The organism is Cupriavidus sp. D39 (assembly GCF_026627925.1).
Lineage (GTDB): Bacteria > Pseudomonadota > Gammaproteobacteria > Burkholderiales > Burkholderiaceae > Cupriavidus > Cupriavidus ulmosensis.
The window spans coordinates 969,839-995,927 of sequence record NZ_JAPNLE010000009.1 but is presented as its reverse complement, the minus strand read 5'-3'; the positions used below and the strand labels follow the sequence as shown (position 1 = coordinate 995,927).

Below are 26,089 nucleotides of genomic sequence, written 5' to 3'. Positions count from 1 at the left end.
GACTTGGACGCCACGTAACCGTCCAGCGTAATGGTCTTTGGAGCGAGCTCTAGCCTTTTGATCGCCTTTAAGGCTGATCTTGTAACGCATGTACCAGCACACGCACAGGACGATGACTTCGCGGTCGAAGTGCCACCTGTTGAACAACCAGTCGATGGCTCTCAGCGTACTCATTGCGGGCTCGCGCTAGTCAAAAACCCGAGCATCACCCACCGGCCCCCACGATTTGCACCAGAGCCGTTAGGGGAGCGTATGCGGAAGTGTGGGTCACGCCGGCGCAAAGATAAACCATCCAAGTCTTTCTTTAATCCAAAGAAGATATTTGGATACAAGCAGGCCGACCGGCACCTGCGTGAGGCCGGCATCACCGCGTACGAGCGGTTCGAGCTCAGCTCGCCGGTGGCCATCGCCGTGATGGTCGAGAGCGCGCCAAAGCGGGGGCTAAGATCAGGACCTCTCGCGAGAGGTCAATGAGCCACCTACAATGCGCTCACGTTTGCAGAAGCGCCTGCACGCGGGCGGTGGGGCCCTTGCGCGTCGCAACCAGAAGGGCGACGGGGGCACTGTCGAATTGCCAGTCGGCCAGCAGGCGAACATGCCACAGTGTCACGTCCTCATCGTTTTCGCGGATGCAGATGCATGCATGCGCCAGCAAATCGCGGGGCACCTGGGGCACCCCGTGCGTGTCAACTGCTGGTCGTCGCGCTGGAAGGTCTCAGGCTTCGGATCATTCAGTTCAGCTTAACAATAGATTTCCAGGCATTTAACCACGGAGATGACATGGCCGACTACAGTGGCTACATCGATTGACCGCGCATTCTCAGATGACTCCCCAATAAGAATAGGCCTTTACGCATGGATGCAGTGATCTTGGTTGTTGCAATTGGAGCCATTGTTGCGGGCTTCGTTCAAGGGCTGTCGGGCTTCGCCTTTGGACTCACTGCAATGTCGTTCTGGGCCTGGTCGCTGGATCCAAAACTGGCCGCGGCAATGGCCGTCTTTGGAGCGTTGACGGGGCAGATCATCGCCGCGGTAACCATGCGCCGAGGATTGAAGCTGGGCAGGCTGTTGCCTTTCTTGATCGGCGGCCTGGTGGGCATACCGATTGGCGTTGCGATTCTTCCGGCGCTCGACCTTCAACTCTTCAAGGCTCTCCTGGGCACGTTCCTTGTGCTGTGGTGCCCCACAATGCTTGCGGCACGAAACCTGCCGACGATCACGGCGGGTGGGAGGGTAGCCGACGGGATCGTGGGTGGCGTCGGGGGGATCATGGGTGGCATCGGGGGCTTCACCGGCACAATTCCCACACTGTGGTGCACGTTGCGAGGATTCGACAAGGATGAACAGCGCGCGATCATTCAGAATTTCAATCTCGCCTTGCTGCTTGTGACGATGGCCATCTACGTGGAAAAGGGCATCGTGACACGTGAAATGCTGCCGATGTTTGCCATCGTCGGGCCGGCGATGCTAATTCCCACTCTCCTGGGCGCGCGTCTGTATGTTGGCATTTCGGAAGCAACTTTCCGCAAGATTGTGTTGAGCCTGCTCGCCGCCTCCGGGGTTGCGTTGCTGGCATCGTCCGCGCCACATTTGCTTCAGCGATTGGCGTAGGGATTCTGTCGCGGTACGGTCTCGACTTGCTGCTGGGCTCACTCCAGCAACCCACTTCCTTGTCTGCCGCGGGTTTCACTCACAGCTTGGAGCAACCCATATTTGCGGATCTTTTGATATAAGGTACTTTTTGCAATGCCCAACTGGAAAGCGGTTTTGGTCAGATTGCCGCCGTTGTAGGCGAGCGCCTCCCGGATTGATTCGGCTTCGGCCTTTTCCAGTGAACAGCTTTTTGCGCTGAATGGTGGCGTCGCTTCCTGCCCAGCACCCCTCGGCTGAGGATCGACCCGATAGTGATTTCAGGTGGCAGCTTGTCCGTGGTGATCACATCGTCTTGCGCCATCAGCAGGGAGCCTTCAATCGCGTTGCGCAGCTCGCGCACATTACCTGGCCAATCATAAGTTAGAAGGCACCCATAGGCTTCGTCGTCGAACGAAGTCGCGGGTAGGCCGTAGCGCTCGCAAAGATGGGTCAACCAGTGAGCGATCAGCCCAGGCAGGTCGTCCTTGCGGTCACGTAGCGGTGGTATCGAAACAGTGGTCACGGCAATCCGATAGAACAAGTCCATGCGGAATTTCCCTTCCGCGATTTCGTCCCTCAGGTTGCGATGCGTGGCCGCGATCAGGCGAAAGTCGACTTTGCGCGGCGAGTTCTCGCCGAGACGATAGATCTCGCCCTCCTCCAGCACCCGCAGCAAGTGGGGCTGGATATCCAGGGGCATCTCGCCGATTTCATCCAGGAACAATGTGCCGCCGCTCGCGGCCTCGATTTTCCCGGCGGCCCCCGATTTGCGCGCACCCGTGAAGGCACCATCCGCATAGCCAAAGAGCTCGCTTGCAAGCAGGTCCCGCGATAGCCCGCCGCAATTGAGCGCGACAAACGGGCCGTCGGCGCAGGCGCTGGCCTGATGGATTCCCTGGGCAAACAATTCCTTGCCGACACCGGTCTCGCCTAGCAGAAGCACCGGAACCTTCGAGGGTGCCAACCGCTGTGCCTTCGCGACGGCGGCACGCAATGCCGTGCATTTTCCGACAACCCTGCTAAACGCAGGTGCTGCTTCGCTGCCAGCGTCGCGCACGCCGAGGGTGGGTGGCAACCTGACCTGACGCACGGCGGCGGGGATGACGACCAGGAACCCAAGCACGTCCCGTCCTTCGTGGATGGTTTCGACCCGTGCCAGGCTTAACCACTCGGGAGCACGCCCGGCCTTGGCAGGGTTCGCAACGATGTCCAGGCCGGGGACGGAAAACGCATCATTCAATACTGCGTGCACATCTAGCCGCGCTAGGGCGGAAGCGGCCTGCGGATTGGCCTTGACCAGGCGCCCCCGCTCATCAAGGACGAGCACACCATCGCTTCGCCCCGAACCGAAACAGGCCATGCAGCGATCAAGCAGGTGCAGGCGGCGCTCCATCGAAAACTTGGCGAGGCGGCCCTCGATTCGCCCTGCCAGCGCGACTGTCAGGGCAAGGCTGTGCCGACTATACGTCTGGGCAAGGCCCGACACATCAATGACCCCGAGTACGCCAGCATCCACCGGATCGCGAATCACAGAGGCAGAACAAGTCCAGCGCTTTATGCCCGCGCAAAAATGCTCGGCGCCATGGATCTGCACGGGTTGCTGCAATGCCAGGGCAGTCCCGATGGCATTGGTCCCACAATTGCGTTCCTTCCAGTTGCAGCCGGGGACAAGTCCTACCTCACCCGCCGGCTCGATAATGCGCATGTCTCCTTCCTGCTGGAGGATCATGCCATCCGGATCGGTCAACAGCATGATGGTGCCGGTTTGCGCAAGGAAATCCCGCGTTTGCTCGATCAGGGGCGAACTGGCATTGACGAGGCGTTCATGCCTGGCACGCCACTCCTTCAATTGATCCGCGTCCAGCGGCGGTTGCGCCCGGCTTACCCCCGGATCGACCTGGCTATGCAGACAGCGATGCCACGAGTCGCCGACAACCTCGCGCAAGTCCGCGGACCGCGATTCGTCCCCACTGAGCAAGTGCTCCCAGGCGGACATGATGCTCGCTTCGTGATCCGGGCTGGAGAACCAGTCCATCGGCGTGCCCGTCTTGTGCATTTGGCATCTCCTGGCGGCCGCGCGCGGCCGCCATACCTACAGAGTTCCCTGCCGTGTCTCTTGGACAACTTTCTGTCACCAGCGGATGAGGGTCGCCTCGCGGGTGAAAAGCCTACTACCAGTATATTTCCTGTAACGCCATCAGCAGGGATGCCCCTCGAAGCGGACCCATCGGTGACAAGCGACTGGTTGCGACCGGATTCGTCTGCGTACCGATCCCGAAGGGAGCCGGCGTTCGATTTTCGAACGCCGGAGCGCGCGCAGGCTGAATTCCGATCGGCGTGTTTATCTCTTCCCATACCTGGTCCATGCGGTGCCGTGCGAACGGTCAGAGCCAGTCCTCTCTGCGCGCACCGAACAGGGTTCGGAAGGTCAAGCGCAGCTTGACGCGAAAGATCAATCCTCAGCCCAAACGGCCTCAGCGCACGCCATTGGATCAAGCGGCGCGGCAGGTCTCTCTGTGCGCTACAAAATCTGGCCCTTCAGAAAGTGCGATGAATGAGCAAGGACAGTCAAGCGGGTAACGCGCCGCGCCGTGTTTTTGCGTCTGGCATCGGAATTGCGTTAATGGCAATGCGAACCGGGCTGTCACCGCCGCTTCACTCGCGCTGGCGAGCTTGGATTTCGCAAGATCTGGAGCAACGCTGCAACGAAGGAGCCAGGCAGATGAAAAGCGGCCGAAGCCATGACGACTCCGCCCACAAGGAATGGAAAGGGAACACCGGAGCCGCAGTGACATGGAGTGATTTCTCGATGCGCGCGGAACCGCCGCTAGGAGCCCAACTCGTGACGCCGCGCAGAGGGTATACCCCATCTCCTTATACAAAAGTCCAGCGTCCTGACCGGGCGCAGTGCGACCAGAATTTGATGGGACTTGGGCGGGAGGGGTTGTAAACTCGTGCGGATTCGCGTTTACTCCTGGCTTTTTGAGCGCGAATGAACAACGAGTCGGGGGCATGGGTGGACGAAGAATTTGAGGCGCTGGATCTTGGCGATCCAAGGCGGGACCGACGGGCGAAGGGGCTGCTGAAGCGACTGGCTGCGAGGCCGACTGCGAGCATTCCTGGCGCATGCGAAGACTGGGCAGAGACCATCGCTGCCTATCGATTTCTCGGCAACGAGGAAGTCGAGTGGACAGACATGATGCAGCCGCATTGGGAGCGCACGGCAGGGCGGGCGCGGCAATTCCCGGTGGTGCTGTGCATTGCAGACACAACCGAGTTGAATTTTAACGGCCAGGAGATCGATGGGCTCGGGCCCTTGAGCTACGAAGCGCAGAGGGGGATGTATCTGCATCCGACCTACGCTGTGACGCCGGATCGGGAACCACTCGGTGTGATCGACGCCTGGATGTGGGCCCGGGAGCCGCTGGATGCAAACGGGCAGCGGGTTGGTATTACAGAGAGCGTACGGTGGACTGAAAGCTACGAACGCGTTGCAGAACAGGCCGCGATGTTGCCTGAGACTCGCCTGGTCTACGTGGCGGATCGGGAAGGCGATATCGCTGCGATGATGGAGCGTGCTAATGAGCTCGGCAATCCTGCAGACTGGCTGATACGTTCCCAACACAACCGCAGCCTTGGTGAGGCAGGCAAGCTGTGGGACACGGTAGACGCCAGCGAAGCTCTGGGAGAGATCGGCTTCATCCTGCCGGGGCGCGCAGGCCAAAAGGCGCGCGAGGTCAAGCAGGAGTTACGTGCGCAACGCGTGAAGCTGCCGGGTAAGACGGGGCCAGCCGTCACCTGCATAGTGGCCCAGGAGATCGGCGCTCCGGCAGGCGTTACCCCTGTCGTGTGGCGACTGCTGACCAACCGGGAGGCTCAAGATACAGATGCCGTCGTCGAGCTGATCGATTGGTATCGAGCCCGGTGGGAGATTGGTGTGTCCAGATAAGGACACGTTATCCAGTCGGTGTAAGTCCGACCGAGGCAAAAGACTCAAGCCTCGTAGCTCGGGAGGCGTCATGGCGCGAAAGCAAGATGACGGAGCCCTCCGACAGTATGCTCAGAAAGGAGTGTATGCAACGCACCAGGTTGCAACGTGCAGTGAACGCAGATGTAGCCTCGTCACACGAAAACCCGGTGGCTGAGACGGTCGATAACGCGCGAAAGCAGCAAGAGTTGTCCGAAACGAGTCCGATGCGGCAACTCTCACCGGCGGGGTATCAGCGGCGACATGGTGTGAAGGATAACGTGGAAACTGGAGAAGCCCTCGGCACCCGGCGGAGAAAGCCCGTCGAGGAGATGCCCGTTATAACCGCGAGTGGGAAATGCGGGCATAGGTGCCAGGGTGACGGATCGGGTCGTAGTACTGTCGATGGGCGTGCAGCAAAACGCGCCCGGAGGGAAGGGCCCGGACCGGTGAGTACTCCGTCCAACAAGGTGAGGCAGGGATGAAATGACAAAGGCATCCGGCAGTCTGCAGGAACTGAGAAGGCGGATATATCGCAAGGCGAAGTCTGACAAGACTCATCGCTTCTGGGGGCTCTTCGTACATATTGCGAAGAGTGAAACCCTCGACGAGGCCTACCGTATCGCCAAGAGGAACGGCGGTGCCCCGGGAATCGATGATCTGAGTTTTGAAGACATCGAGGCATCGGGACGTACTGTATTCCTTGCGGAGATTCAGGCAGACCTCAAAACAGGCAGGTATGAACCCAAGCCGAACCGCAGGGTAGAGATCCCGAAGAGCAATGGCAAGGTCCGCGTTCTCCAGGTTCCATGCATCCGCGACCGCGTGGTGCAGGGGGCGCTGAAACTCATCCTCGAAGCGGTATTCGAGGCGGACTTCTGCCCGAACTCCTACGGGTTTCGACCGAAGCGGTCCCCACACCGCGCGCTGGCGGAAGTCAGACGCAGTGTGCTGCGGCGCATGTCGACGGTGGTTGATGTGGATTTGTCGCGCTACTTTGACACAATTCAACATTCAACCCTGTTGGGCAAGATCGCGAAACGCATTCAGGATCCTCAGGTCATGCACTTGGTCAAGCAGGTTATCAAAGCAGCGGGCAGAGTTGGGGTACCGCAAGGTGGCCCATTCAGCCCACTCGCTGCGAACATCTACTTGAATGAGATTGACTGGATGTTCGACGAGATTCGACGCAAGACGGCACAGGGCCCTTACGAGGCAGTGAACTATCACCGGTTTGCTGACGACATTGTCATCACCGTCAGTGGCCACCACACCAAACGCGGCTGGGCTGAACGTGCCCTGCAGCGTCTGCGGGAACAACTCGTGCCGCTAGGCGTCGAGTTGAACACGGAGAAAACCATTGTGGTGGATACATTGAAGGAGGACGCCTTTGGGTTCCTGGGGTTCGACCTGCGTCGCGTGCGCAAACGAGCGGGGAACGGGTACTTCGTCCTGATGACCCCCAAGAAGAAGGCTCGCCAAGCCATCAAGGCGAGGATCCGCGACATCATCCGGCATGGAGGCTCGACCCCGGCCGTGAAGTTGGTCGCGAAACTCAACGCTACGGTGGCGGGATGGGTCAACTACTTCCGGGTCGGCAACGCCAGTCGCGCCTTCAGTGAGGTGCGCGACTATCTGGAAATGAAGGTTCGAACTCTGCTAACGCGGCGCAAGCGACGCCAGAAGACGAGCGTCGGGTGGCGACGATGGAGTAACGAGTACCTCTACGGAGTCCTGGGACTGTTCTGGGACTGGAAGACGCGCCCGCTGTCGGGCGCGGAGGGGTTCGCGTGAAAGTGGTCGCCACACCGATAGGACTCATAACCCTTGCGATGAATCTCACTGGGTGAGCTGCTTGAGGGAAAACCTCACGAGCAGTTCTTATGGGGAGGGGCTGGAAACGGGCCGGACAAGCCGAGCACCGCGCCAGTCCTTTACCCGACAGATGTTCTTCAATGTCCTGAAGAACGGGTGCAAGGTGGAAGCTTTACAGTTATCCCACATGGACCGCGTGGAACGGGCCCTGGTGTTTTACATGGTGGTGGCGTGGCGCATTGCCCGACTGATGCGTTTGGGCAGAACCTGCCCTGACCTGGACGCGTCGCTATTCTTTGATGCCGATGAGATACGAGGCGCGTATCTACTCGCGAAGAAGGCGCGCCCAAAGACGCCCGTCACGCTCAATCAAATGATCCGCTTGATCGCGTCACTGGGTGGTTTCCTGGGCCGCAAGAGTGATGGCGAGCCCGGCGCCAAAACGATCTGGATCGGCATGCAGCGAACCATGGATGCTGCGTTCATGATCCTGGCGCTACGGGCTGAGGACTCATGACTTCTGTATAAGGAGATGGGTATACCCATCATGGCCTCTACGTGGGCGACGGGAAGGTTGTGCACTATGCAGGGCTCTCGGGTGCCCTGCTCGCGGGGCCCATCGAAGAGGTCCCGGTAGCGCGCTTTGCCTGCGGCCAAAAAGTGTGGATTGAGCCGGGCCTTTCCCCAAAGTACACAGGCGCGGAAGTCGTCCGCCGGGCTCGCTCCCGGCTGGGCGAAAACCACTACCGGCTGCTGACCAACAACTGCGAGCACTTCTGTATGTGGTGTCTATGTGGAGTAGCGCGCAGCGCACAGGTGGACAGATGCCTGGTGTTCCCCCGCCTGTTCCTGGGAGCAATTTTCCATCAGATCAAGGCAGGCGGCGCCATGTCTCTCCGGCGTTCCATATGCTCGCCGTGATTGGGGCTTACGCCGCCAGATGTTCCTCAACAAGGCACCTCACTTCAGTGCCTTGCTGCTGGAAACGCTACTTATACGCTTTGGCCGCAGTCCGGTCTGGTCCCAAGCCTTTCTCCCGGGGCAGAAGTTGAGCCAGTGTCCTGTTGACGGGTGAGGAAGCTCCCGAGCATCGCAAGGCCGACCAGTGCGAGGACCGCACCGAGTTCGAAGTCCGCTGGAATGCCAAGCCGGTCCACGACGCGGCCTCCGAGAGACGAGCCAACCGCGATCGCGACCTGAATGATGCCAACGAACAGTGCTGAGCCAGCTTCCGGTAGATCGGCTGTCGATTTCTGAATCCACAAGCTGAGGCACAGTGGAATCGCGCCGAATGCGATGCCCCACGCAAGAACGATCGCTACCACTGTCGGGGCAGAATGGCGTAGCGCGGGCATCATCAACAGCGAGATCATCAGCATCAAGACCATCGCAGCCAGCGACGCCTTGAGGTTGCGCGTTACCGTTGCCGAGACGGCGAAATTGGAAACGAAGCCGATGGCTCCGAAGCCCAGTAAGACCCAAGTAATGCTTTCGGTGCTGAAGTCGGCGTATTGCAACAGGAAAGGGGCAATGAACGTATAGGAAGAAAAGTGAGCGCCGAAGATGAAGGCGACCATGATCAAGCTTCTGCGTGAGTGCGTCCGGCGCAAGAGCGCGAACAGATCAGCGATGCGCAACGCAGCTTTCGAGGGCAGTGATGGGACAAGGATGGCCTGGGCTACCATGGCCACGGTTACGAGAATACCGGTCGCTATGAACGATGCCCGCCACGACGCAAGGCTGGCGATGAACGTGCCGAACGGGACTCCAATCACTGTAGCAAACGTGACCCCTGCCAGAATCATCGCAGTCGCCCGCGCCGCTTCGCGCGGCTGCACCAGCCTTCCCGCGGCGGCGAGCGCGAGAGTCCAAAAGCCTCCCAGGCTTGCACCGAGGATGGCGCGCCCGATCAGCATGACCGCGAAATTGGGTGCAAATGCGGATATCAGATTGGACGTCAGCAGCAACACCGAAAGTATGAGCAGGATATAGCGGCGATCGACCCGTCCAGCCCCCAGCATCATGCCCGGCGCGGAGATGGCTGCCATCACGCCAGGGATTGTGACCATGAGGCCAGCGGTGCCATGCGTTACGCCGAACTCCTGGGCGACCTGCGGCAAAAGTCCGACCGGCAAGAATTCCGTTGTGACGAACGCAAATGCGCCCACGGTTACGGAACCCACCGCTAGCCAAGCCCGCATAGGGGAGGGGTGCGGGCTTCGTTCAATGGGTCACCTACCGGGTGACTGTTTTCCATCATCATAAATCTGCTTCCGGGCTTTGGGTCTACAGTTGGGCTCGCCGATAGGTCTACCGCGACATCGTGCAGACAGGCTTTCCGGTAGCTCCATCGCGAAGCGGACGACGGCATCCGTCAACCGCGCCGATGTAACAGGAAACGCCAGCCTGACCGCGATACACGTGGTTAGGCTACCTAAGAAGTGCGAGGCAGGGTCGGCACCATACCATCGGTTCATGCTTTGCGCTGGCAGCTTGCAAATATGGCGCTAAACCTTGGTTGCCGGCAGGGTCTTCTCGCATGCAGACCTGATGACAGAGTCGCCTGCATTCGATGGGTTCTTACTCGAACAATGCTGACCACTCGGCGTCGATTTAATTACAGTTCTGTCATGCTGGTGGAAAGCGAGGTGATCGAACTCGGCCACATCGAGAATGCGTCGCGAGATCTCCTTGCTTGATCGCGTGAGGCCATGGCGGCGTGCTGTTGGCCATTGCGCTGATTTTCGTCTTCGTGAACCTCGGGTCGGAGCCACTCGCTTTCAGCGAGCTTAGGGGTGCAAATGGCGCTTACGAAAGGCTGGAAGAAAATCAAAAAGATCGATTAACTCCAATAGTGGACAACGGCGTCTCGCAGCCGGCCCTGGCTTTCCTAGTCTCGACGCTTCTGGGTGTCGCTCGGCAGTTCATTGAAGCGTGCCGCATAGTAGGCTGCGAAGCGACCTAGATGCCCGAACCCATACGCCAGCGCGGTCTCGGTGATGCTGGCGCCGGGATCGAGTAGCAGACGCGTGCGCACGGCGTCCAGGCGCGCGTTGCGCAACAGTTCCATCGGTGCGATGCCGTTGTAGCGATGGCAAAGGGTATTCAACGTGCGGCAACTCACTCTGGCAACGCTGGCCAGATCCTCGAGCGATACCGGTGCGCAGAGGTGGGACTCGATATATGCGATGACGGCATCCATCTGGCGCGTACCGCGGCTCGCGTGGACATCGTCTGTCTCGCTTGGCAGCATGGTGTGGTCACGAGAGGCGGTAAGCGGCGCAACTTCCGCGGGCTGGTGCAGTAGCAGGAACAACGCCAGGTGCCGTTCAAAGTGGTCTACCCACTTGGCATGCGCGGCCGCGTCGCCGGCGGGCGGGAGCAGGTTCAGCATCGAATGCGCGAGCAGTTCCCAGTGCGCTTCGAGCGAGCGCGGCAGCAGGAAGCCCGGCACCAGGTCGATACGTTTGTCTTCTTCGCATGCCATGGCCTCGCGCAGCAGGCTGTGCGGAACCCTCACGATCATCTGCTGGTTACCAGGGCACCAGCGCAGGCGAATGCGTTCTTTCGGTGCGAGCACGGCAGTGCGTCCTTCCGCGACCCAGAGGCGATGCCCATCGCATTCGATCTCGGCGCCGCCGTGCAGGGAGGTATGGACCAGCGCAAAATTATCGAACGGGCGTGCCGAGACTTCGACTTCGGCACCATACCGTAGCGCGTAGGTTTTCAAGCGGTTGAGTTCGCCCTTGAACATCGCGGCATCCGGCGCGCCAGGTTTCCAGCGCAGGACATGGTCGGCGAGTTCGCGGGCGACTTGCTCGTGCGCCTCGACGTGCACATCCGAGCGGAAGAGCGGATTCCTGTACAAGGCCGACAGGGCGGGGGTGCGCGGCGAGAGTGGCATCTTTTGTCCCCATTCTGACTTTACGGCGGTTTCCATGCGACGCATAAGACGCTAGCGCCGCAGCGCTGCCTGGTCGCATTCGCTGTATCGCCAAGTAGCGTACGCGAGGACCGGTTTGTCTTTCATCCTGGAACTGCTACATAAGACCCAGATTCATTGACTAGGGGTCGGTCGCCCCTCTTATGTGCCTTATCTTGCCACAGCGCTCGCGGCAGAAGTAGTGCCCGGGCGAGGCTGCAACGCAGCTTTGCCGGAATCGGATAGACGCCGGCGGCATCGCTGCCGTTTTCGGATGGTCCCGCCGCGAATCGCAAGAAGCGGACTTGCCCGCGCCCCAAGTTCACCATTTCCGGATAGTCCGCGGCGCGGCGGATTTCTACACTGTCTCCATCCGATAACACACATAACCTCACGGAGACAGCGATGTCAGATTCTCCACAGATCGCCGAGAGCGCCGCCAGCCGGCAGGTGTTCTTCCCCCAGACGGACGGCTCTTGCGTCCCCTACAGCGTCTTCAGCTCACAGGAGGTCTACGACCGGGAGCAGGAACGCATCTATCGCGGGCCGTACTGGAGCTTCGTGGCTCTGGCCAGCGAGATTCCCGCCCTCAATGACTTCAAGAGTACCTTTGTCGGCGATACACCGGTGGTGGTAACGCGCACCGCCAACGGGTTCGCTTGTTGGGTCAATCGCTGCGCGCATCGCGGCGCCATGGTCTGTCGCGAGAAATATGGGAATGCGGAATCGCACACCTGCGTCTATCACCAGTGGAACTACTCTTGCGAGGGCGACCTGCAAGGGGTGCCGTTCCGTCGCGGCCAGAAGCAAGGCGCGGTCACGCTCGTCGGCATGGCAAAGGCCTTCGACCCCAAGGCACACGGCCTGCAGAAGCTGCGCGTCGAAGAGTACAAGGGCCTGCTCTTCGCCACCTTCAGCGACGAGACGCCGCCACTGCCCGAATACCTGGGTGCGGAGATGCGTCCCTGGGTGGATCGCGTATTCCACAAGCCCATCGTGTACCTGGGTTGTACGCGCCAGTATTCAAAGTCGAACTGGAAGCTCTACCTGGAGAACGTGAAGGATCCGTATCACGCGAGCCTGCTGCATCTTTTCCACACCACGTTCAACATCTTCCGTGTCGGCATGAGCGCGCGCTCCATTCCGGATGCGACGCACGGCCTGCATAGCCTGATCACGGTGACCAAGCCGAAGGCCGATACCAATACCGCGGCGGCGTACACCGACCAGAAGATCCGCTCCATGCAGGACGGCTTCGCACTCGAGGATCCCTACGTGTTGGGGCAGATCCCCGAGTTCGAAGAAGACTGCACCAACCATATCCAGCCGCTCTTCCCGCAACTGGTCATCCAGCAGATCCACAACACGCTGGTTGCCCGCCAGTTGCTGCCGAAGGGTCCGAGCAACTTCGAGCTGGTGTTTCACTTCTTCGGCTACGAGGACGACACCCCGGAGCTGCGCGAGCTGCGGCTTCTGCAGGCCAACCTCGTCGGGCCGGCCGGCTTCATCTCGATGGAGGATACCGAGGCCACCGAACTGGTGCAGCGTGGCACCGTCCGGGATGGCGACAAGACTTCCTATATGGGCATGGGCCTGGATGCGCCCGAGCAGACCAACAGCAATATCACCGAAAACCTGATTCGCCGCTTCTGGGCGGGATATCAGCGGGCGATGGGGTACTGAGATGGAAAAGAACCTGCAGATCTGGTGGGAGCTGAGCGAGTTGCAAAGCCGCTACGTTCACGCGATCGACAACAACCTGCTCGAGGCTTGGCCGGGCTTCTTCACGGAGGATGGCACGTACACGATCATCTCGCGCGAGAACGCAGACCGCGGCCTGCCGGCGCCGGTGATCCATTGCCGCAACCAGATGATGATGCGCGACCGCATCGTCGCGCTGCGCCACGCAAACATCTTTGAAGCACATGCCTATCGCCATGCACTAGGCGGCCTGGTGATCGAGTCGATGAGCGACGAGGAAGTGCGCACGCTGTCGAGCTATATCGTCGTCAATACTGGCGCGGCCGGCGAGAGCGTCGTGTACCAGGCGGGCTGCTATCGCGACACCGTCGTCAAGCAGGACGGCGAGTGGCGCTACAAGGAAAAACGGGTCATCTATGACACCTCGCGTGTCCAGACCCTTCTCGCTACGCCGATCTAGGAGCGGTTCCCATGAGTACATGGCATGACGTCGGCGCGGCCGACGAATTCATCGAGGACGAGCCGCGCGCGGTCGAGGCGGCGGGCTTGCCGGTCGCGGTGTTCCGAGTGGGCGAGGAGCTCTTCGCGCTGCACGACCTGTGCACGCACGAGCGCGTGCCATTGTCGGAAGGCTTTGTCGAGGACGGCTGCGTCGAGTGCCCGCTGCATCAGGGCTTGTTCGACCTCCGTACCGGCGAGGCGCGCAAGGCGCCGTGCGTGAAGCCGGTCCAGACCTTTCCTTTGCGTGTGGCGGGCGGCCGGGTGCAGATCCAGGTCCTGCCGCAAGTCGTAGCGGCCACCTGAACGCCTGGAGTGCCATGAATACGAACCTCACCACAATCGTCGTCATCGGTGCCGGCCAGGCCGGAAGCTGGGCGGTGCGCACACTGCGCGACGAAGGCTTCAAGGGCAGGGTCGTGCTGATCGGTGACGAGCCGCATCCCCCTATGAACGCCCGCCGCTGTCCAAGGCGGTACTTTCGGGCGAGGCAACGCCGGAAAGCGTGCATCTGCTAAGCGCCGAGATGATGGCCACGCTATCGATCGAATGGCTGGCGAGCACACGAGTCGCCGGGCTGGACCGCGCGGCAAGCGGGTTACGCTCACTGACGGGCAGACCATTGGCTACAGCAGGCTTGTGCTGTGTACCGGTGGCCGTGCCCGAGCGCTCGACGTTCCCGGCGCGAGCCTGCCGGGCGTGCATGTGTTGCGCACGATTGACGACGCCCTGCGCCTGGCGCCCACGCTGCGCCCCGGCACCCGCGTTGCCGTCGTTGGCGGTGGCTGGATCGGACTGGAAGTGGCCGCTACCGCGCGTCAGCGCGGCGCGCAGGCCACTGTGATCGAGGCGATGTGCCGACTATGCGAGCGTAGCGTACCGGCCGCACTGTCGGAGCGGCTGCTTGACCTGCACACGGCACATGGCACCAAGATGCTGCTGGAGGCCAATGTCGCCAGCTTCGCGCGCATGGCGGACGGCACCCTCATGGTCAAGTTGACCGATGGCCGCGAGATCGTCTGCGACGTCGCGGTGGTGGGCATCGGCCTGGTTCCCAACGACGAACTGGCGCGCGCGGCTGGACTGCATTGCGATGGCGGCGTGTTGGTCGACGCACAGTGCCGGACCAGCGATCCTGACGTGTTCGCCGCCGGAGACCTCGCGGTCGCGCGCAACGGCTGGGCCGGGCGCAACATGCGGCTCGAGTCGTGGCAGAACGCCCAGGAGCAGGGGATCGCGGCGGCAAAGTCGGTGCTCGGCGTTGCCGTGCACTACGACCCCTTGCCGTGGTTCTGGTCCGACCAATACGGCGTGAACCTGCAGATCTACGGCGTGCCGTCGCCATCCCATCAAGTGGTCGTACGCGACCTGCCAGCGGCGGGTGGCTTCATCTTCTTCTACCTGGAAGGCGAACGGGTGGTGGCCGCGCTGGGCGGCAACGCCGCCCGCGACCTGCGATTTGCGCGCCGCCTGATCGAGAGACGCACTCTTGTCAGTCCGGATAGCCTGGCTGATGAAAGCGTGCCACTGGCCAAGCTTTGACAACGATAGAAAGATAGAAGAATAGAGAGGAGACTATGCGGCAAATCGATATACAAAAACTGGCGAGCGACGCCAGGCTCAATACCTTCCATTACAGCGTGCTGATCTGGTGCGCATTGATCATCGTTTTCGACGGCTATGATCTGGCCGTGGTCGGCATCGCCTTGCCGTCGATCATGAAGCAGATGGCGATCGATCCCACGCAGGCCGGCCTGCTGGTCAGCTCGGCGCTGTTCGGCATGATGTTCGGCAACATCTTGCTCGGCACCATCGCCGACAAGATCGGCAGGCGTTGGGCGATCACGATCTGCATCGCGCTGTTCAGCGTCTTCACCGCCGTCGCGGGGCTATGTACAGACCCGCTCTCGTTCGGCGCGGCGCGCTTCCTGGCCGGTCTTGGCATCGGCGGCGTCATGCCAAACGTGATCGCGCAGATGACTGAGTATGCACCGCAGCGCGTGCGCAGCACGATGGTGACGTTGATGTTCAGCGGCTACTCGATCGGGGGCATGCTCGCGGCCCTGCTAGGCAAGGGTCTGATCGAGACCTATGGATGGCAATCCGTATTCATCGCCGCGGGACTCCCCGTGCTGCTGATCCCGCTTATCCTCAAGTCGATGCCCGAATCGGTGGCATTCCTGATCCTGCGTGGGCGCAGTGACGAGTTGAGGCGGCTGGCCGGGCGAATCGACCCTGGCTACGCCCCGCGCGCAGACGACCGCTTCGTGATTACAGGCACGGACGTCGCCGCAGGTGCACCCATCCGCCAGCTCTTCAGGGAGGGGCGCGGCTTGAGCACACTGATGTTCTGGCTGTCGTGCTTCATGTGCCTGTTCATGGTCTACGCGCTCAGTTCGTGGCTGGCCAAGCTGATGGCGAGCGCAGGCTACAGCCTTGGTTCCGCCTTGACCTTTGTGCTGGTGCTCAACCTTGGCGGCATGATCGGCGCGATTGGCGGCGGATGGCTGGCCGACAGGTTTCACATCAAGTACGTCCTGGTGGGCATGTACCTGTTGGCCGCCGTATCGATCACCATGCTGGGCCACCAGGTACCAGCCGGCTTGCTGTACGTACTCGTCGGCCTTGCAGGCGCGTCGACCATTGGTACACAGATCGTCGGCTGCGCCTATGCGGGGCAGTTCTATCCCATTGCCATCCGTGCCACGGGAATTGGCTGGACCCTGGGCGTCGGCCGTGGCGGCGCCATCCTGGCGCCGATCGTGATTGGCATGTTGGTCGGCTTCGGGCTTCCGCTGGAGCAGAACTTCATGTCCATCGCGGTGCCCGGCGTCGTCGCGGCAGCCGCCGTGCTGATCATCAACCACGCACGGTCGGCGTCGGCGGCCACGGAGCAAGGCAACGCCGCCGGCACTGACGCGATTCTCAATATTTCTCACCCCCGCAAACTCTAAAATCTAAGGAGACCATGCATCATGGCCGAGTACACCACCTCCCAACTCCTGGCGCTGGTCAATGGCAGCCAGGTCAGCGCTGGCGACGACCGCGTTCGCGCCGTCACCGCACGCATCGTCACCGATCTGTTCCATACCATCGAGGAATTCAAGGTCACCCCAAGGAATTCTGGTCGGCCATGAAATGGCTGAACCGCCTGGGCGAAGCCAATATGGTCGGCCTGATCACCGCGGGCCTGGGCTTCGACCGGTTGCTGGATATCCTGGCAGAAGAGGCAGACCAGGCCGAAGCGCGTGAGAAGGGCACGCCGCGCGCCATCGAAGGGCCGCTGTACGTGGCCGGCGCGCCGCTGGCCATGCGCGAGGTCCTCCTGGATGAAGGCAATGAAGGAAAAGGCGAAGTGCTGGTAATGGAAGGCCGCGTGCTGGGCCTCGATGGCAAGCCAGTGCCGCACGCCAGTGTCGACGTGTGGCACTGCAACGAACTCGGACGGTACTCGCATTTCGATCCTGACCAGCCCGCCTACAACCTGCGCCGCCGGATCGAGACCGACGCCGAGGGCAATTATCGCTTCCGCAGCTTCCTGCCGCCTGGCTACGCGATTCCGCCGGGCAGCCCGGTTTCCGAGTTGTTCGACCTGCTTGGGCGGCACGGCAACCGGCCGGCCCACATTCACTTCCTGGTCTCGGGTGGCGGCAAGCGCGCGCTGACCACGCAGGTCAACATCCCGGGAGACACCTTCCTGGATGACGACTTCGCCTTCGCCACCCGCGACGGCCTGGTGGTGGCGCTCACGAAGGTGGAAAGCTCGACGGAGTTTGCGTCGCTAGGGGTAACTGGCCGGTTCACGCACGTGCGTTTCGACTTTGTGCTCCAGGACGCGCTGCGCGAAGACGAAATGATTGCCGCGAGCCGATACGATACGGCAGCGCTCTGATCGCGCGGATCGCCGAGGTAGGGCGAGGTCATCATGATCCCGTTGGCGCAGCCCATCGGCTCGCCCTGCGTCGGCATTCTGCCTGTCTCCGGACGGAGGAGGCGGTCGCCAACCTCGGCTTGGACGGCCGCTCGGCGTCCCTCAGCGGACGCTCAGCGCGCTGCCGCCGACCGTGCGCGTCGTGAATCCGATGAACACCAGTTCCAGTCACGCATTCTCGTCGAGCATCAGGGCGACGCCGATCGTATCCATGACAATTATTTGAATGTACTGGCTATCGGCTTTACGATGGCGCCCGGGCCTCGGCTTGGCTCTTCCGTGGAAAAGACCTGCGCAGTGGTGCCTCGTCGGACAAACGGCAGTGTATCGCGGTCGCCCGGCTCAGCTTGATCTGGTGACGGCTGGCTCGATTGGACGACAACCCGCACCATTGCTTCTTTAGCGACGATTCATTCGATCACCTTTTTGGACCGATGTCCCCGATGCAACCGACCCGGATTCAGCCGCGTTTTTTCGACGATCTCGATGCAAGGGTGTCTGCAAGTACCGCTTCGATCGTCGTGGCGGCAAGCGTCTTTCGAACGCCATCGTCGATCGACTCATAGACGTGGCTCAGCGTCGATCCGATGCCTCGCCCGATGGGGCACGCCTGGCTGGGCTTCGAAGGGTGCAGCGCAAAGTGCGCACCCTCTTCAAGTGCATCAAAGACGTCCAGCAGGCTGATGGCGTCCGCACTCCTGGTCAGACGCCATCCCGCGTTGACGCCGCGATAACTTTCGACAAGGCCGCCTTTTGCAAGCAACCCGAGGGTACGACGAATCACCACCGGATTGGTGTTGACGCTCGCAGCGATCCTGTCGGACGTGACTGGCTCAGGATTTTCCCGCGTGACGAGCGCCATCCACGCAAGGATATGGGTCGCCACGGTCAAGCGGCTGTTGGCGCTCATGGAAAGCCTCTACTAGTGAGTTTAGTTGTAACAATATTCATTACAGTATGGGTTGTCAACCTGACGGGCTTGATGAATCCGGTGACCTCGCGCGTTCGCAGCCTCGCAAGACGGGCGATTTCAGGCTACACGCCTGGGTCCCATTGACGTGCCAAATCCGCTCCGCTCATACCATTCTCGTCTCGTCGACGTCGAACGTTCATGACGAGAGACTTGTGCTGATGGCACGAATGATTTATGGTGTAACAACAATGGTTACATCGTAGGTGCTGCGGCAATGCACGTAGGCTTTACGACGCTCCATAGTCAGCGGAAACGGTGCGGCCGTTCCTTTCATCTTCAATACCGAAACGAGAAGCCTGCAGATGTCCACACTCTTCGATCCTATCCAGATCGGCGCGCTGAAGCTGCCGAACCGCATTGTCATGGCACCGCTCACGCGCATGCGCGCGTTCTCTGAGCGCAGTCCGGGCCCCTCAACGCGCGGCACTACGTGCTGCGCGCGAGCGCAGGACTCGTCATTACCGAAGCCACTTCGGTCACGCCTCAGGGCGTTGGCTATCCCAACACGCCGGGCATCTGGACCGAGAAGCAGATCGCCGGCTGGAAAGAGGTGACTTCCGCGGTACACGACGCGGGCGGCCTGATCGTCTCCCAGTTGTGGCACGTCGGGAGAGTTTCCGATCCGGTCTACCACGGCGGCCAACTTCCGGTCGCCCCCAGCGCCATTGCGCCGGCAGGCCATGTCACGCGTGTGCGGCCTCAGCGCCCGTACACCGTACCGCGTGCGCTGGAGACCGAAGAGCTTCCTGGCATCGTCGAGGATTTCCGGGTCGGCGCCGCAAACGCAAAACGCGCTGGTTTTGATGGCGTCGAGCTTCACGCGGCAAATGGCTACTTGTTTGATCAGTTTCTGCACGACGGATCCAACCAGCGGATCGACCGTTATGGCGGTTCGATCGAGAATCGCGCGCGCTTCCTGCTGGAGGCAGTCGACGCGTTGCTCACGGTTTGGCCGGCGGGCCGCATTGGCGTGCATCTGAACCTGATGTCGAGTTCATACTCGATGCGCGATTCGAATCCGCGCGCGCTGTTCACGTATGTCGCCGAGCAACTCAACGCGCGCAACATCGCTTTTATTTTTGCGCGCGAGGCGCTGGATCGCGGCGACGATCGCATCGGTCGTGACGTGCGGCGTATCTTCAAAGGGGCCTACATCCTCAACGAAGGGCTGACGAGGGAGAGCGCGGAGCTGGCCATCGAACGCGGCGAGGCGGACGCGGCGGCGTTTGGGCGTCCTTTTATCGCCAATCCTGACCTGGTGGAGCGCTTTCGACGCGGTGCGCCGCTCAATGCGGTCAATCCGGAAACGATCTACGCGGACGACGACACCGGCTACAACGACTATCCGTTGCTCGACGAAGCTGTCTGAAGCCGACGTGCGCTGCCGGCGCCGCATAGCAGTTGCACGTACTGACATGCATACGCGCGACCGCTCGAGCGCGGGCAGAAAGTCGAACAACTCGCGCTGGTAGAGCGCCGGCAGGAAAGGACCAAATGGTGAATGACCTCACTCGAACCGTGGATGCGCTACCGGGGTTGGTATGGACCGCATTCCCTGACGGTCGCGCTGAGTACGTCAATCGACGCTGGTGCGAATATACCGGGCTTTCCGTGGAAGAAGCGGCCGGCGAGGGCTGGCAGTCGGTGGTCCACCCCGACGACCGGCCCGCGCTGCTTGAATGCTGGCGCACCACCGTGGTTTCCAACAAGCCGAGTGAAGCGGAAGCGCGAATGCGACGCGCCGATGGGGAGTATCGTTGGTTCCTTGTCCGCGCCAGCCCGATGACTGACGCTGCCGGCGAGGTCGTGAAGTGGTGCGGAATCAACACGGATATCGAGGACCGCAAGCGGGCCGAAGCCGCGCTGCGCGCGAATGAGCGGTGCTTTCGCCTGATCGTGGATAGCTTACCTACGCCAGTCATCCTCTTTGCGCCGGAAGGTGGGGTTCTTCATGCCAATCGCTATACGCTCGATTACGCAGGCGTGACTCTCGAGGAACTACAGGAGTGGGAGACCAATGGCCTGACCCATCCGGATGACCTGGAAGCGGTTGTTGCCCGGTTCTATGCGTCGATCAGCGCTGGCGAGCCGTATGACTTCGAGTCCCGCCATCGTCGTGCCGACGGCGTCTACCGATGGTCTCGAGTGCAAGGTTTCCCATTGCAGGACGACGAGGGCCGAATCGTTCTCTGGCATTTCCTGCAGACTGATATCGACAACCACAAGCGCGCCGAGGCGCTACTTGCGGGCGGGAAGCGGCTGCTCGAAATGGTCGCCTTGGGGCTGCCTTTGCTCTCGGTCCTGGATGACTTGTGCCGACTGGCCGAAGACGCCGCGAGCGGATGCAGATGCGGCATCTCGTTGATCGATGCTGACAGCATGACGTTTCAGCGGGTTGGCGCGCCAAGGCTGATGCCGGGCGACGATGATGGGAGTGAAATCCCCGTCAGCAACGAGTCGGGACCTTATGGACTAGCTGTGTCCATCAAGACACAGGTGATCGTGCCGGATATTGCGTCGGAGACCCGCTGGACGCAGGAGTGGCGGGAGCGGAACGTCGCTCGGGGCTGGCGGTCATGCTGGGCCACGCCGATCTTGTCGCGTACCCACGAAGCCCTGGGCAGTTTCACCCTCTATTCGTCGGCACCCGGAAGCCCCACGCCTTCCCAGCGCGATCTGATCGCCCAATTCACGCACATCGCGAGCATCGCCATCGAACGCGCACAGAGCGACTTGGCACTGAAGAGAAGCGAGGAAAGCTTCCGAGCGATCGTGGAGACCACGCCCGAGTGCGTGAAGGTCATCGCGCACGACGGTACGCTGCTGCGCGTCAATTCGGCTGGAATTGGCATATCGGGGGCACCGGGCCGGGAAGCGCTCGTCGGGAAATGCTTCTATGATTTCGTGGCTCCCGAGCATCGCGAACGGTATATCGAATTCAATCAGGACATCTGCTCGGGCAAGACGGGCTTCCTGGAATTCGACATCATCACCCTGCACGGCGAACGCCGACACATGGAAACCCATGCCGCGCCGTTGCACAGCAGCGACGGATCGATCGTGCAGTTGGGCGTGACGCGCGACATCACGGCGCGCAAGCGGGCGGACGAGCAGTTGCGGAAAAGCGAGGCGCTGATGGCCAAAGTGGAGAAGCTCAGTTTAAGCGGAAGCTTTTTCTGGTGCCCGGCAAGCGGTTCGATCACCTGGTCGGAGCAGCTCTATCGCATCTACGGGATCGAGCCGGGGGCGCGGATAACAATGGACATGGTCACTGCGCGAGTCCACCCTGGCGATCTTCATATCGTGCATAACACGCTCGAGCAGGCACAAGATGGCAGGAATCTGGAGTCCGATCATCGTCTGCTGTTGCCCGACGGCTCGGTCAAGTACGTGCGCATGCAGGCTCACGCCACGCGTGATGCGCTGGGCCAGCTGGACTACATCGGCGCCGTGCAAGATGTGACCGATCGCCGGCAGTCCGAAGAAGCACTCTACGGCCTGCGTGCAGAAATGGCTCATGTGAGCCGGGTCGACGGCCTGGGTGCGCTGACGGCCTCGATCGCGCACGAGATCATCCAGCCGCTGACCGGCATCATGACCAACGCTCGCACCGGTCTGCGCATGCTGAGCGCCGAGCCGCCCAATGTCGACGGCGCCCTCGAGACCGTGCGACGCACGATCCGCGACGGGCAACGCGCTTCGGAGGTGGTGACACGTCTGCGCGCAATGTTCAGGAAGGAGGTCGTCATGACCGATGCGGTAGATCTGGGCGAAGCCGCATGTGAGGTCATTGAGCTGATGCGCAGCGACATCCGCAGGAAACGGATTGTGCTGCGGTTGAAAACGGCCGACAACCTACCGCCGATCACAGGCGACAAGGTCCAGCTCCAGCAGGTGGTGCTGAATCTGTTTCTCAACGCGATAGAGGCGATGCAGGGCGTGGACGACCGTCCGCGGCAGATACTGGTCGAGATTGAACGGGACGATGGCGACTGTGTGCGACTCGCCGTGAGCGATTCAGGGGTAGGGTTCGAACCGGAGCGTGCGGATGAGCTCTTCGACGCGTTCTACACGACCAAGAGGGAAGGCATGGGCATCGGCCTGTCTGTGAGTCGCTCCATCATCGAGCGCCATGGCGGCCGACTGTGGGCTACCTCGAACGAGCGCTTTGGTGCCACGTTTACATTCTCCGTTCCGTGCCGTGCGGGCCGCATGGCGGACGGCAACCGTCTTGGTGCCAGGTGCCAGTCCGCAGGCGCGGACACGGAACCGGCGTGAGGAACCGATGATGGTCGAGCGCTCGCTTATCGCGGTAGTCGACGACGACGAGTCGGTGCGCGAATCGTTGCCCGACCTGCTGCGCGAATTCGGCTTTGCCGCCCAGGCGTTTGCGTCGGCGGAGGAGTTTCTGGCCTCCGGATGTATCGGCCAGGCGCACTGTCTGATCCTCGATATCGCCATGCCCGGCATGTCCGGCCGCGACCTGCAGCACGAGCTGCAGCAGCACTGGCAAGCCGTTCCGATCGTCTTCATCACCGCGCATGCGGACGACGTCCTACGCCCGAGCGTGCTTGAAAATGGTGCAGTCGAATGCTTGCGCAAACCATTCAGTGACATCGCCCTGCTGAGGGCGATCCAGGCCGCGCTCGGCGCCTCCCTGATACCACCAGGGGTACCTACGTTTGGAGCTCGCAATGACACCAGCCAACGCGGTTGAACGCGAATTGGAATCGTCGTCGGCGGCGCACGCCACGCCGGTCGTCTTCGTCGTCGACGACGACGTCTCGGTGCGTGAGTCGCTGCAGGCGCTGATTCGCTTCGCCGGTCTCACGGCCGAGGCGTACGCCTCCGCGCAGGACTTTCTCAAGCGTCCGCGCGCCATGGTTCCGAACTGCCTGGTGTTGGACGTTCGTCTACCCGACCTCAGCGGCCTTGAACTGCAGAACCACATCGCATCCGAGCGCACTGACATGCCGATCATCTTCATCACCGGCTACGGCGACGTGCCGATGACGGTGCGGGCCATGAAAGCCGGGGCGGTTGAATTTCTCACCAAGCCTTTCGACGACGAAGTCCTGCTCGATGCCATCCGGTTGGCCATCGAGCGCAGCCGCGCGGCATTGAGCGATGGGGCTGAGATAAGGGTGCTTCAGGACCGCTATGCGTCACTTAGTCGACGCGAGCGCGAGGTCATGGTGTTGGTGGTGTCCGGCTTGCTGAACAAGCAAGTGGGAAGCGAATTGGGCATCAGCGAAATCACCGTTAAAGCGCACCGCGGGCAGGTCATGCGAAAGATGAACGCCCACTCGTTCCCCGACCTGATAAACATGGCGCGGAAACTTCGTCTTGGCCGCGCACCACGGATAGTACGGCCGGAAGCTGCGTGAGGGAGGGGACGGCTCCGTACACTCCGATGGCTGCACCACTTTAGGTATCAATGGGCGGTCGACGCCCGATGCCTTATTCCTCCGTATGGACGGGCTTTCCAGCCGAAGTAGCATCTGTCCTTTGGTTTCCGGCGGAGGACGCATCAGCGCGAGCGATATAGGTCGTATGTTGTGGATGCAGCATTGTCGTTCGGCCTATCGAGCCACTCTTCATGACGGAGCGTATCGCGAATGTCGAGCAACCGGGCGCTCCAATGTGCGCGCGTTGTCGAGAGGCTGCTTTCTATTCTTTCTGATGGCAGATGCCCGATCAGGGCCTTTTCACAGGCTAGCGTCAGTCCGCTACTCCAGCGCATGATCGACGACATGTGCATGCGCTCAATTTCCCCGAAGACACAGGGGGTCTAGCTGCGCATCGTTCGCGAATTCGTCTGGTTCCTCGCGCGCTCGCCTGCCACGGCGACCTGCTTGCCTGTTCGGCGGGCCGATACCACTGACGCCATGACCTCCTGCTCGCTCACGTCCATTGAGCTAGGCGTTGTGATCCAGGACCGCTTTCAATTCCGCCTGCGTGAACTGCAACGGCCGGCGCCGCGTCGCGCCCACCGATACGAAAGTATCGCCAATACCATCGAACAATGGAACTGCGCACTCGCTTTGCGTAACCTTGCCTCGCGAAAGACAACCTGTATGCGTACAAGTGGTGCCTTGCAATGCACTGAATCCACGAACTCATTGATGTTGTTTAACGCGGGTCCCTGACTGATATCACTTGTGGAGCCGATCGCCTCCCCAGTCATTCAGCATCTTCGAGCACGGACGGCGCTACACCGACGCGCGGTGCCCGCCGCAAGCTTTTGCGACCTTCAACTGATCCGATTTATCCCTTTATTTGGCTCATTAACTGAGGAGCACCAGACTATGTTTCCCTTTTCCTCGAACCGGCGACTCGCACTCGATTCGTTAATCGCTCCCGCACTCGGTGTGGCACTGCTGGCTGCGGCCGTTCTCACCACCCGGGTCCTCGCTGCTGACGACCCACCCGCATCGGCGTCAAGCGCGGGCGCGACGATCCGCACGTTCCATGCACATTTCTCCGACGCTCAACTGAGCGATTTACGCAAACGCATTGCGGCAACCCGCTGGCCTGACATGGAAACTGTCAGCGACAGATCACAGGGCGCCCAGTTCAGCAAGCTGAAGGACCTGGTGCACTACTGGGGCACCGACTATAACTGGCGCAAGGCGGAGGCACGGCTAAATGCGTTGCCGCAGTATGTGACCACGATTGATGGGGTCGATATTCATTTCATCTGGGTCCGCTCTCGCAATCCAAACGCGCTACCGATGATCATGACCCACGGCTGGCCCGGTTCGGTATTCGAGGAGTTGAAAGTCATCGGACCGCTCACCGATCCCGTTGCCCATGGCGGGCGCGCTGAGGATTCATTCGACCTGGTCCTGCCTTCGATGCCCGGGTACGGATTCTCAGGCAAGCCCAAGGGCACGGGATGGACGCCTGACCACATCGCGCGTGCCTGGGAGGAATTGATGCGGCGCCTCGGCTACCAGCACTATGTGGCGCAGGGCGGCGATTGGGGTTCGGTGATCGCCGACAAGATGGCCGCCCAGAAGCCTCCCGGATTGCTGGGCATTCACGTCAACATGCCGGCAACCGTGCCGCCGGACATCGCCAAGTCGTTGCAAGCGGGCGACCCGCCGCCGGCCGGACTCTCCGACAAGGAGAAGGCCGCGTACAAGTCGCTCAACAATCTCTATACCCGGGGCGGCGGGTACGCCGCGATGATGGTTACCCGCCCGCAAACGGTGGGGTATGCGCTCGCGGATTCACCGGTTGGCCAGGCCGCCTGGATGTACGACAAATTCGCGGACTGGACCTACAGCGGTGGCGATCCCGAACGCTCGCTGACCAAGGATGAGATGCTCGACGACATCACGCTTTACTGGCTGACCAATACGTCTACATCTGCCGCGCAGCTCTACTGGGAAAACAACGCAAACAACTTCAACGCGGTCGACATATCGATCCCGGCCGCGGTGACGATATTCCCCGGCGAAATCTACCAGGCGCCCCGGAGCTGGACCGAACGCAGCTACCACAAGCTGATTCACTTCAACGAAGTGAACAAGGATGGCCACTTCGCCGCCTGGGAGCAGCCTGAACTCTTCTCGGAAGAGCTCAGGGCGGCTTTCAAGACCTTGCGTTGATCGGCACGATGAGCGTCGCCCATGGAAACAAACT

Annotated in this window: 16 protein-coding genes and 8 pseudogenes; 16 read left to right on the top strand and 8 right to left on the bottom strand. The window is 61.2% G+C overall.

Annotation, left to right across the window (positions count from 1 at the left end):
• Positions 1-66: 66 nt before the first annotated feature.
• Both OMK73_RS39250 and OMK73_RS16465 read right to left on the bottom strand, forming a co-directional pair.
• A pseudogene (locus OMK73_RS39250) lies at positions 67-174 on the bottom strand (IS6 family transposase); the annotation flags it as partial.
• A gap of 316 nt (positions 175-490) precedes the next feature.
• Positions 491-682, bottom strand: a pseudogene (locus tag OMK73_RS16465) (LysR family transcriptional regulator); the annotation flags it as partial.
• Positions 683-855: 173 nt separating this feature from the next.
• Between OMK73_RS16465 and OMK73_RS16460 the strand changes: the two are divergent.
• Positions 856-1,611: a sulfite exporter TauE/SafE family protein gene (locus OMK73_RS16460; protein ID WP_267602969.1), complete on the top strand. Its 756-nt coding sequence runs from the start codon at positions 856-858 to the stop codon at positions 1,609-1,611.
• 38 nt (positions 1,612-1,649) lie between these two features.
• Here the strand turns inward: OMK73_RS16460 and OMK73_RS16455 are convergent, their stop codons facing one another.
• Together OMK73_RS16455 and OMK73_RS16450 are read right to left on the bottom strand one after the other, a co-directional pair.
• A complete protein-coding gene (locus OMK73_RS16455; protein WP_267606403.1) occupies positions 1,650-1,775 on the bottom strand; it encodes a hypothetical protein in 126 nt (41 codons plus the stop codon).
• Positions 1,772-3,688 carry a sigma-54-dependent Fis family transcriptional regulator gene (locus OMK73_RS16450; RefSeq protein WP_267602968.1) on the bottom strand — a complete coding sequence of 639 codons (1,917 nt, stop codon included), beginning with the start codon at positions 3,686-3,688 and terminating at the stop codon, positions 1,772-1,774. Before OMK73_RS16450 ends, OMK73_RS16455 begins: the two co-directional genes overlap by 4 nt.
• Before the next feature lie 936 nt (positions 3,689-4,624).
• On the opposite strand from OMK73_RS16450, the pseudogene OMK73_RS16445 reads away from it, so the two are divergent.
• The 4 genes and pseudogenes from OMK73_RS16445 to OMK73_RS16430 form a co-directional block, all read left to right on the top strand.
• Positions 4,625-5,566: pseudogene (locus OMK73_RS16445) on the top strand (IS4 family transposase); the annotation flags it as partial.
• 519 nt (positions 5,567-6,085) lie between these two features.
• On the top strand, positions 6,086-7,393 hold the full coding sequence (gene ltrA, locus OMK73_RS16440; protein ID WP_267600325.1) for a group II intron reverse transcriptase/maturase: 1,308 nt from the start codon (positions 6,086-6,088) through the stop codon (positions 7,391-7,393).
• Positions 7,394-7,541: 148 nt separating this feature from the next.
• A pseudogene (locus tag OMK73_RS16435) lies at positions 7,542-7,931 on the top strand (IS4 family transposase); the annotation flags it as partial.
• A 29-nt stretch (positions 7,932-7,960) separates the two neighbouring features.
• Positions 7,961-8,335: pseudogene (locus OMK73_RS16430) on the top strand (lecithin retinol acyltransferase family protein); the annotation flags it as partial.
• 71 nt (positions 8,336-8,406) lie between these two features.
• Here OMK73_RS16430 and OMK73_RS16425 read toward each other — a convergent pair.
• Positions 8,407-9,642 (bottom strand): MFS transporter, encoded by a 1,236-nt coding sequence (locus OMK73_RS16425; protein ID WP_267606402.1) that lies wholly within the window; start codon positions 9,640-9,642, stop codon positions 8,407-8,409.
• Positions 9,643-10,304: 662 nt separating this feature from the next.
• Positions 10,305-11,318 (bottom strand): AraC family transcriptional regulator, encoded by a 1,014-nt coding sequence (locus tag OMK73_RS16420; protein ID WP_267602967.1) that lies wholly within the window; start codon positions 11,316-11,318, stop codon positions 10,305-10,307.
• Positions 11,319-11,741: 423 nt separating this feature from the next.
• Between OMK73_RS16420 and andAc the strand changes: the two genes are divergently transcribed.
• From andAc to OMK73_RS16390, 6 genes and pseudogenes are all read left to right on the top strand, one after another.
• Positions 11,742-13,019: an anthranilate 1,2-dioxygenase large subunit AndAc gene (gene andAc / locus OMK73_RS16415; protein ID WP_267602966.1), complete on the top strand. Its 1,278-nt coding sequence runs from the start codon at positions 11,742-11,744 to the stop codon at positions 13,017-13,019.
• Position 13,020: 1 nt separating this feature from the next.
• Positions 13,021-13,497, top strand: a complete 477-nt coding sequence (andAd, locus tag OMK73_RS16410; RefSeq protein ID WP_267602965.1) for an anthranilate 1,2-dioxygenase small subunit AndAd — start codon at positions 13,021-13,023, stop codon at positions 13,495-13,497.
• Between the two features lie 11 nt (positions 13,498-13,508).
• The gene (gene andAb / locus OMK73_RS16405) at positions 13,509-13,841 is read left to right on the top strand and encodes an anthranilate 1,2-dioxygenase ferredoxin subunit AndAb (RefSeq protein ID WP_267602964.1); all 333 of its coding nucleotides are present in this window, start codon (positions 13,509-13,511) and stop codon (positions 13,839-13,841) included.
• A gap of 14 nt (positions 13,842-13,855) precedes the next feature.
• Positions 13,856-15,077 (top strand): annotated as a pseudogene (locus OMK73_RS16400) (NAD(P)/FAD-dependent oxidoreductase).
• A 35-nt stretch (positions 15,078-15,112) separates the two neighbouring features.
• Entirely contained in the window at positions 15,113-16,489 is a 1,377-nt protein-coding gene (locus OMK73_RS16395) for an MFS transporter (protein ID WP_267602963.1), read from the top strand.
• A gap of 21 nt (positions 16,490-16,510) precedes the next feature.
• Positions 16,511-17,427: pseudogene (locus tag OMK73_RS16390) on the top strand (dioxygenase).
• 499 nt (positions 17,428-17,926) lie between these two features.
• Here OMK73_RS16390 and OMK73_RS16385 read toward each other — a convergent pair.
• Together OMK73_RS16385 and OMK73_RS16380 are read right to left on the bottom strand one after the other, a co-directional pair.
• On the bottom strand, positions 17,927-18,376 hold the full coding sequence (locus OMK73_RS16385) for an Rrf2 family transcriptional regulator (protein ID WP_267602962.1): 450 nt from the start codon (positions 18,374-18,376) through the stop codon (positions 17,927-17,929).
• A 235-nt stretch (positions 18,377-18,611) separates the two neighbouring features.
• Entirely contained in the window at positions 18,612-18,821 is a 210-nt protein-coding gene (locus tag OMK73_RS16380; protein ID WP_267606653.1) for a hypothetical protein, read from the bottom strand.
• Here OMK73_RS16380 and OMK73_RS16375 point away from each other — a divergent pair.
• The 5 genes and pseudogenes from OMK73_RS16375 (at position 18,742) to OMK73_RS16355 (ending at position 26,055) form a co-directional block, all read left to right on the top strand.
• Positions 18,742-19,808 (top strand): annotated as a pseudogene (locus OMK73_RS16375) (alkene reductase). The gene OMK73_RS16380 and the pseudogene OMK73_RS16375 sit on opposite strands and share 80 nt — an antisense overlap.
• 125 nt (positions 19,809-19,933) lie before the next feature.
• Entirely contained in the window at positions 19,934-22,717 is a 2,784-nt protein-coding gene (locus OMK73_RS16370) for a PAS domain S-box protein (protein WP_267602961.1), read from the top strand.
• Positions 22,718-22,724: 7 nt separating this feature from the next.
• Positions 22,725-23,156, top strand: a complete 432-nt coding sequence (locus tag OMK73_RS16365) for a response regulator (protein WP_267602960.1) — start codon at positions 22,725-22,727, stop codon at positions 23,154-23,156.
• On the top strand, positions 23,134-23,826 hold the full coding sequence (locus tag OMK73_RS16360) for a response regulator transcription factor (RefSeq protein WP_267602959.1): 693 nt from the start codon (positions 23,134-23,136) through the stop codon (positions 23,824-23,826). Before OMK73_RS16365 ends, OMK73_RS16360 begins: the two co-directional genes overlap by 23 nt.
• Before the next feature lie 921 nt (positions 23,827-24,747).
• On the top strand, positions 24,748-26,055 hold the full coding sequence (locus OMK73_RS16355) for an epoxide hydrolase family protein (protein ID WP_267602958.1): 1,308 nt from the start codon (positions 24,748-24,750) through the stop codon (positions 26,053-26,055).
• Positions 26,056-26,089: the final 34 nt, after the last annotated feature.

Bases quoted from the DNA above. Each gene is read 5' to 3' on its own strand.
- OMK73_RS16360 (WP_267602959.1), top strand. From the start codon at position 23,134: ATGACACCAGCCAACGCGGTTGAACGCGAATTGGAATCGTCGTCGGCG.
- OMK73_RS16380 (WP_267606653.1), bottom strand. From the start codon at position 18,821: ATGCGCGTGAGCGGTGCCATGACAATGCGGTTCGGCAGCTTCAGCGCG.
- andAb (WP_267602964.1), top strand. From the start codon at position 13,509: ATGAGTACATGGCATGACGTCGGCGCGGCCGACGAATTCATCGAGGAC.
- OMK73_RS16365 (WP_267602960.1), top strand. From the start codon at position 22,725: ATGATGGTCGAGCGCTCGCTTATCGCGGTAGTCGACGACGACGAGTCG.
- ltrA (WP_267600325.1), top strand. From the start codon at position 6,086: ATGACAAAGGCATCCGGCAGTCTGCAGGAACTGAGAAGGCGGATATAT.
- OMK73_RS16420 (WP_267602967.1), bottom strand. From the start codon at position 11,318: ATGCCACTCTCGCCGCGCACCCCCGCCCTGTCGGCCTTGTACAGGAAT.
- OMK73_RS16460 (WP_267602969.1), top strand. From the start codon at position 856: ATGGATGCAGTGATCTTGGTTGTTGCAATTGGAGCCATTGTTGCGGGC.
- OMK73_RS16450 (WP_267602968.1), bottom strand. From the start codon at position 3,688: ATGCACAAGACGGGCACGCCGATGGACTGGTTCTCCAGCCCGGATCAC.
- OMK73_RS16385 (WP_267602962.1), bottom strand. From the start codon at position 18,376: ATGAGCGCCAACAGCCGCTTGACCGTGGCGACCCATATCCTTGCGTGG.
- OMK73_RS16355 (WP_267602958.1), top strand. From the start codon at position 24,748: ATGTTTCCCTTTTCCTCGAACCGGCGACTCGCACTCGATTCGTTAATC.
- OMK73_RS16395 (WP_267602963.1), top strand. From the start codon at position 15,113: ATGCGGCAAATCGATATACAAAAACTGGCGAGCGACGCCAGGCTCAAT.
- andAd (WP_267602965.1), top strand. From the start codon at position 13,021: ATGGAAAAGAACCTGCAGATCTGGTGGGAGCTGAGCGAGTTGCAAAGC.
- andAc (WP_267602966.1), top strand. From the start codon at position 11,742: ATGTCAGATTCTCCACAGATCGCCGAGAGCGCCGCCAGCCGGCAGGTG.
- OMK73_RS16370 (WP_267602961.1), top strand. From the start codon at position 19,934: ATGGTGAATGACCTCACTCGAACCGTGGATGCGCTACCGGGGTTGGTA.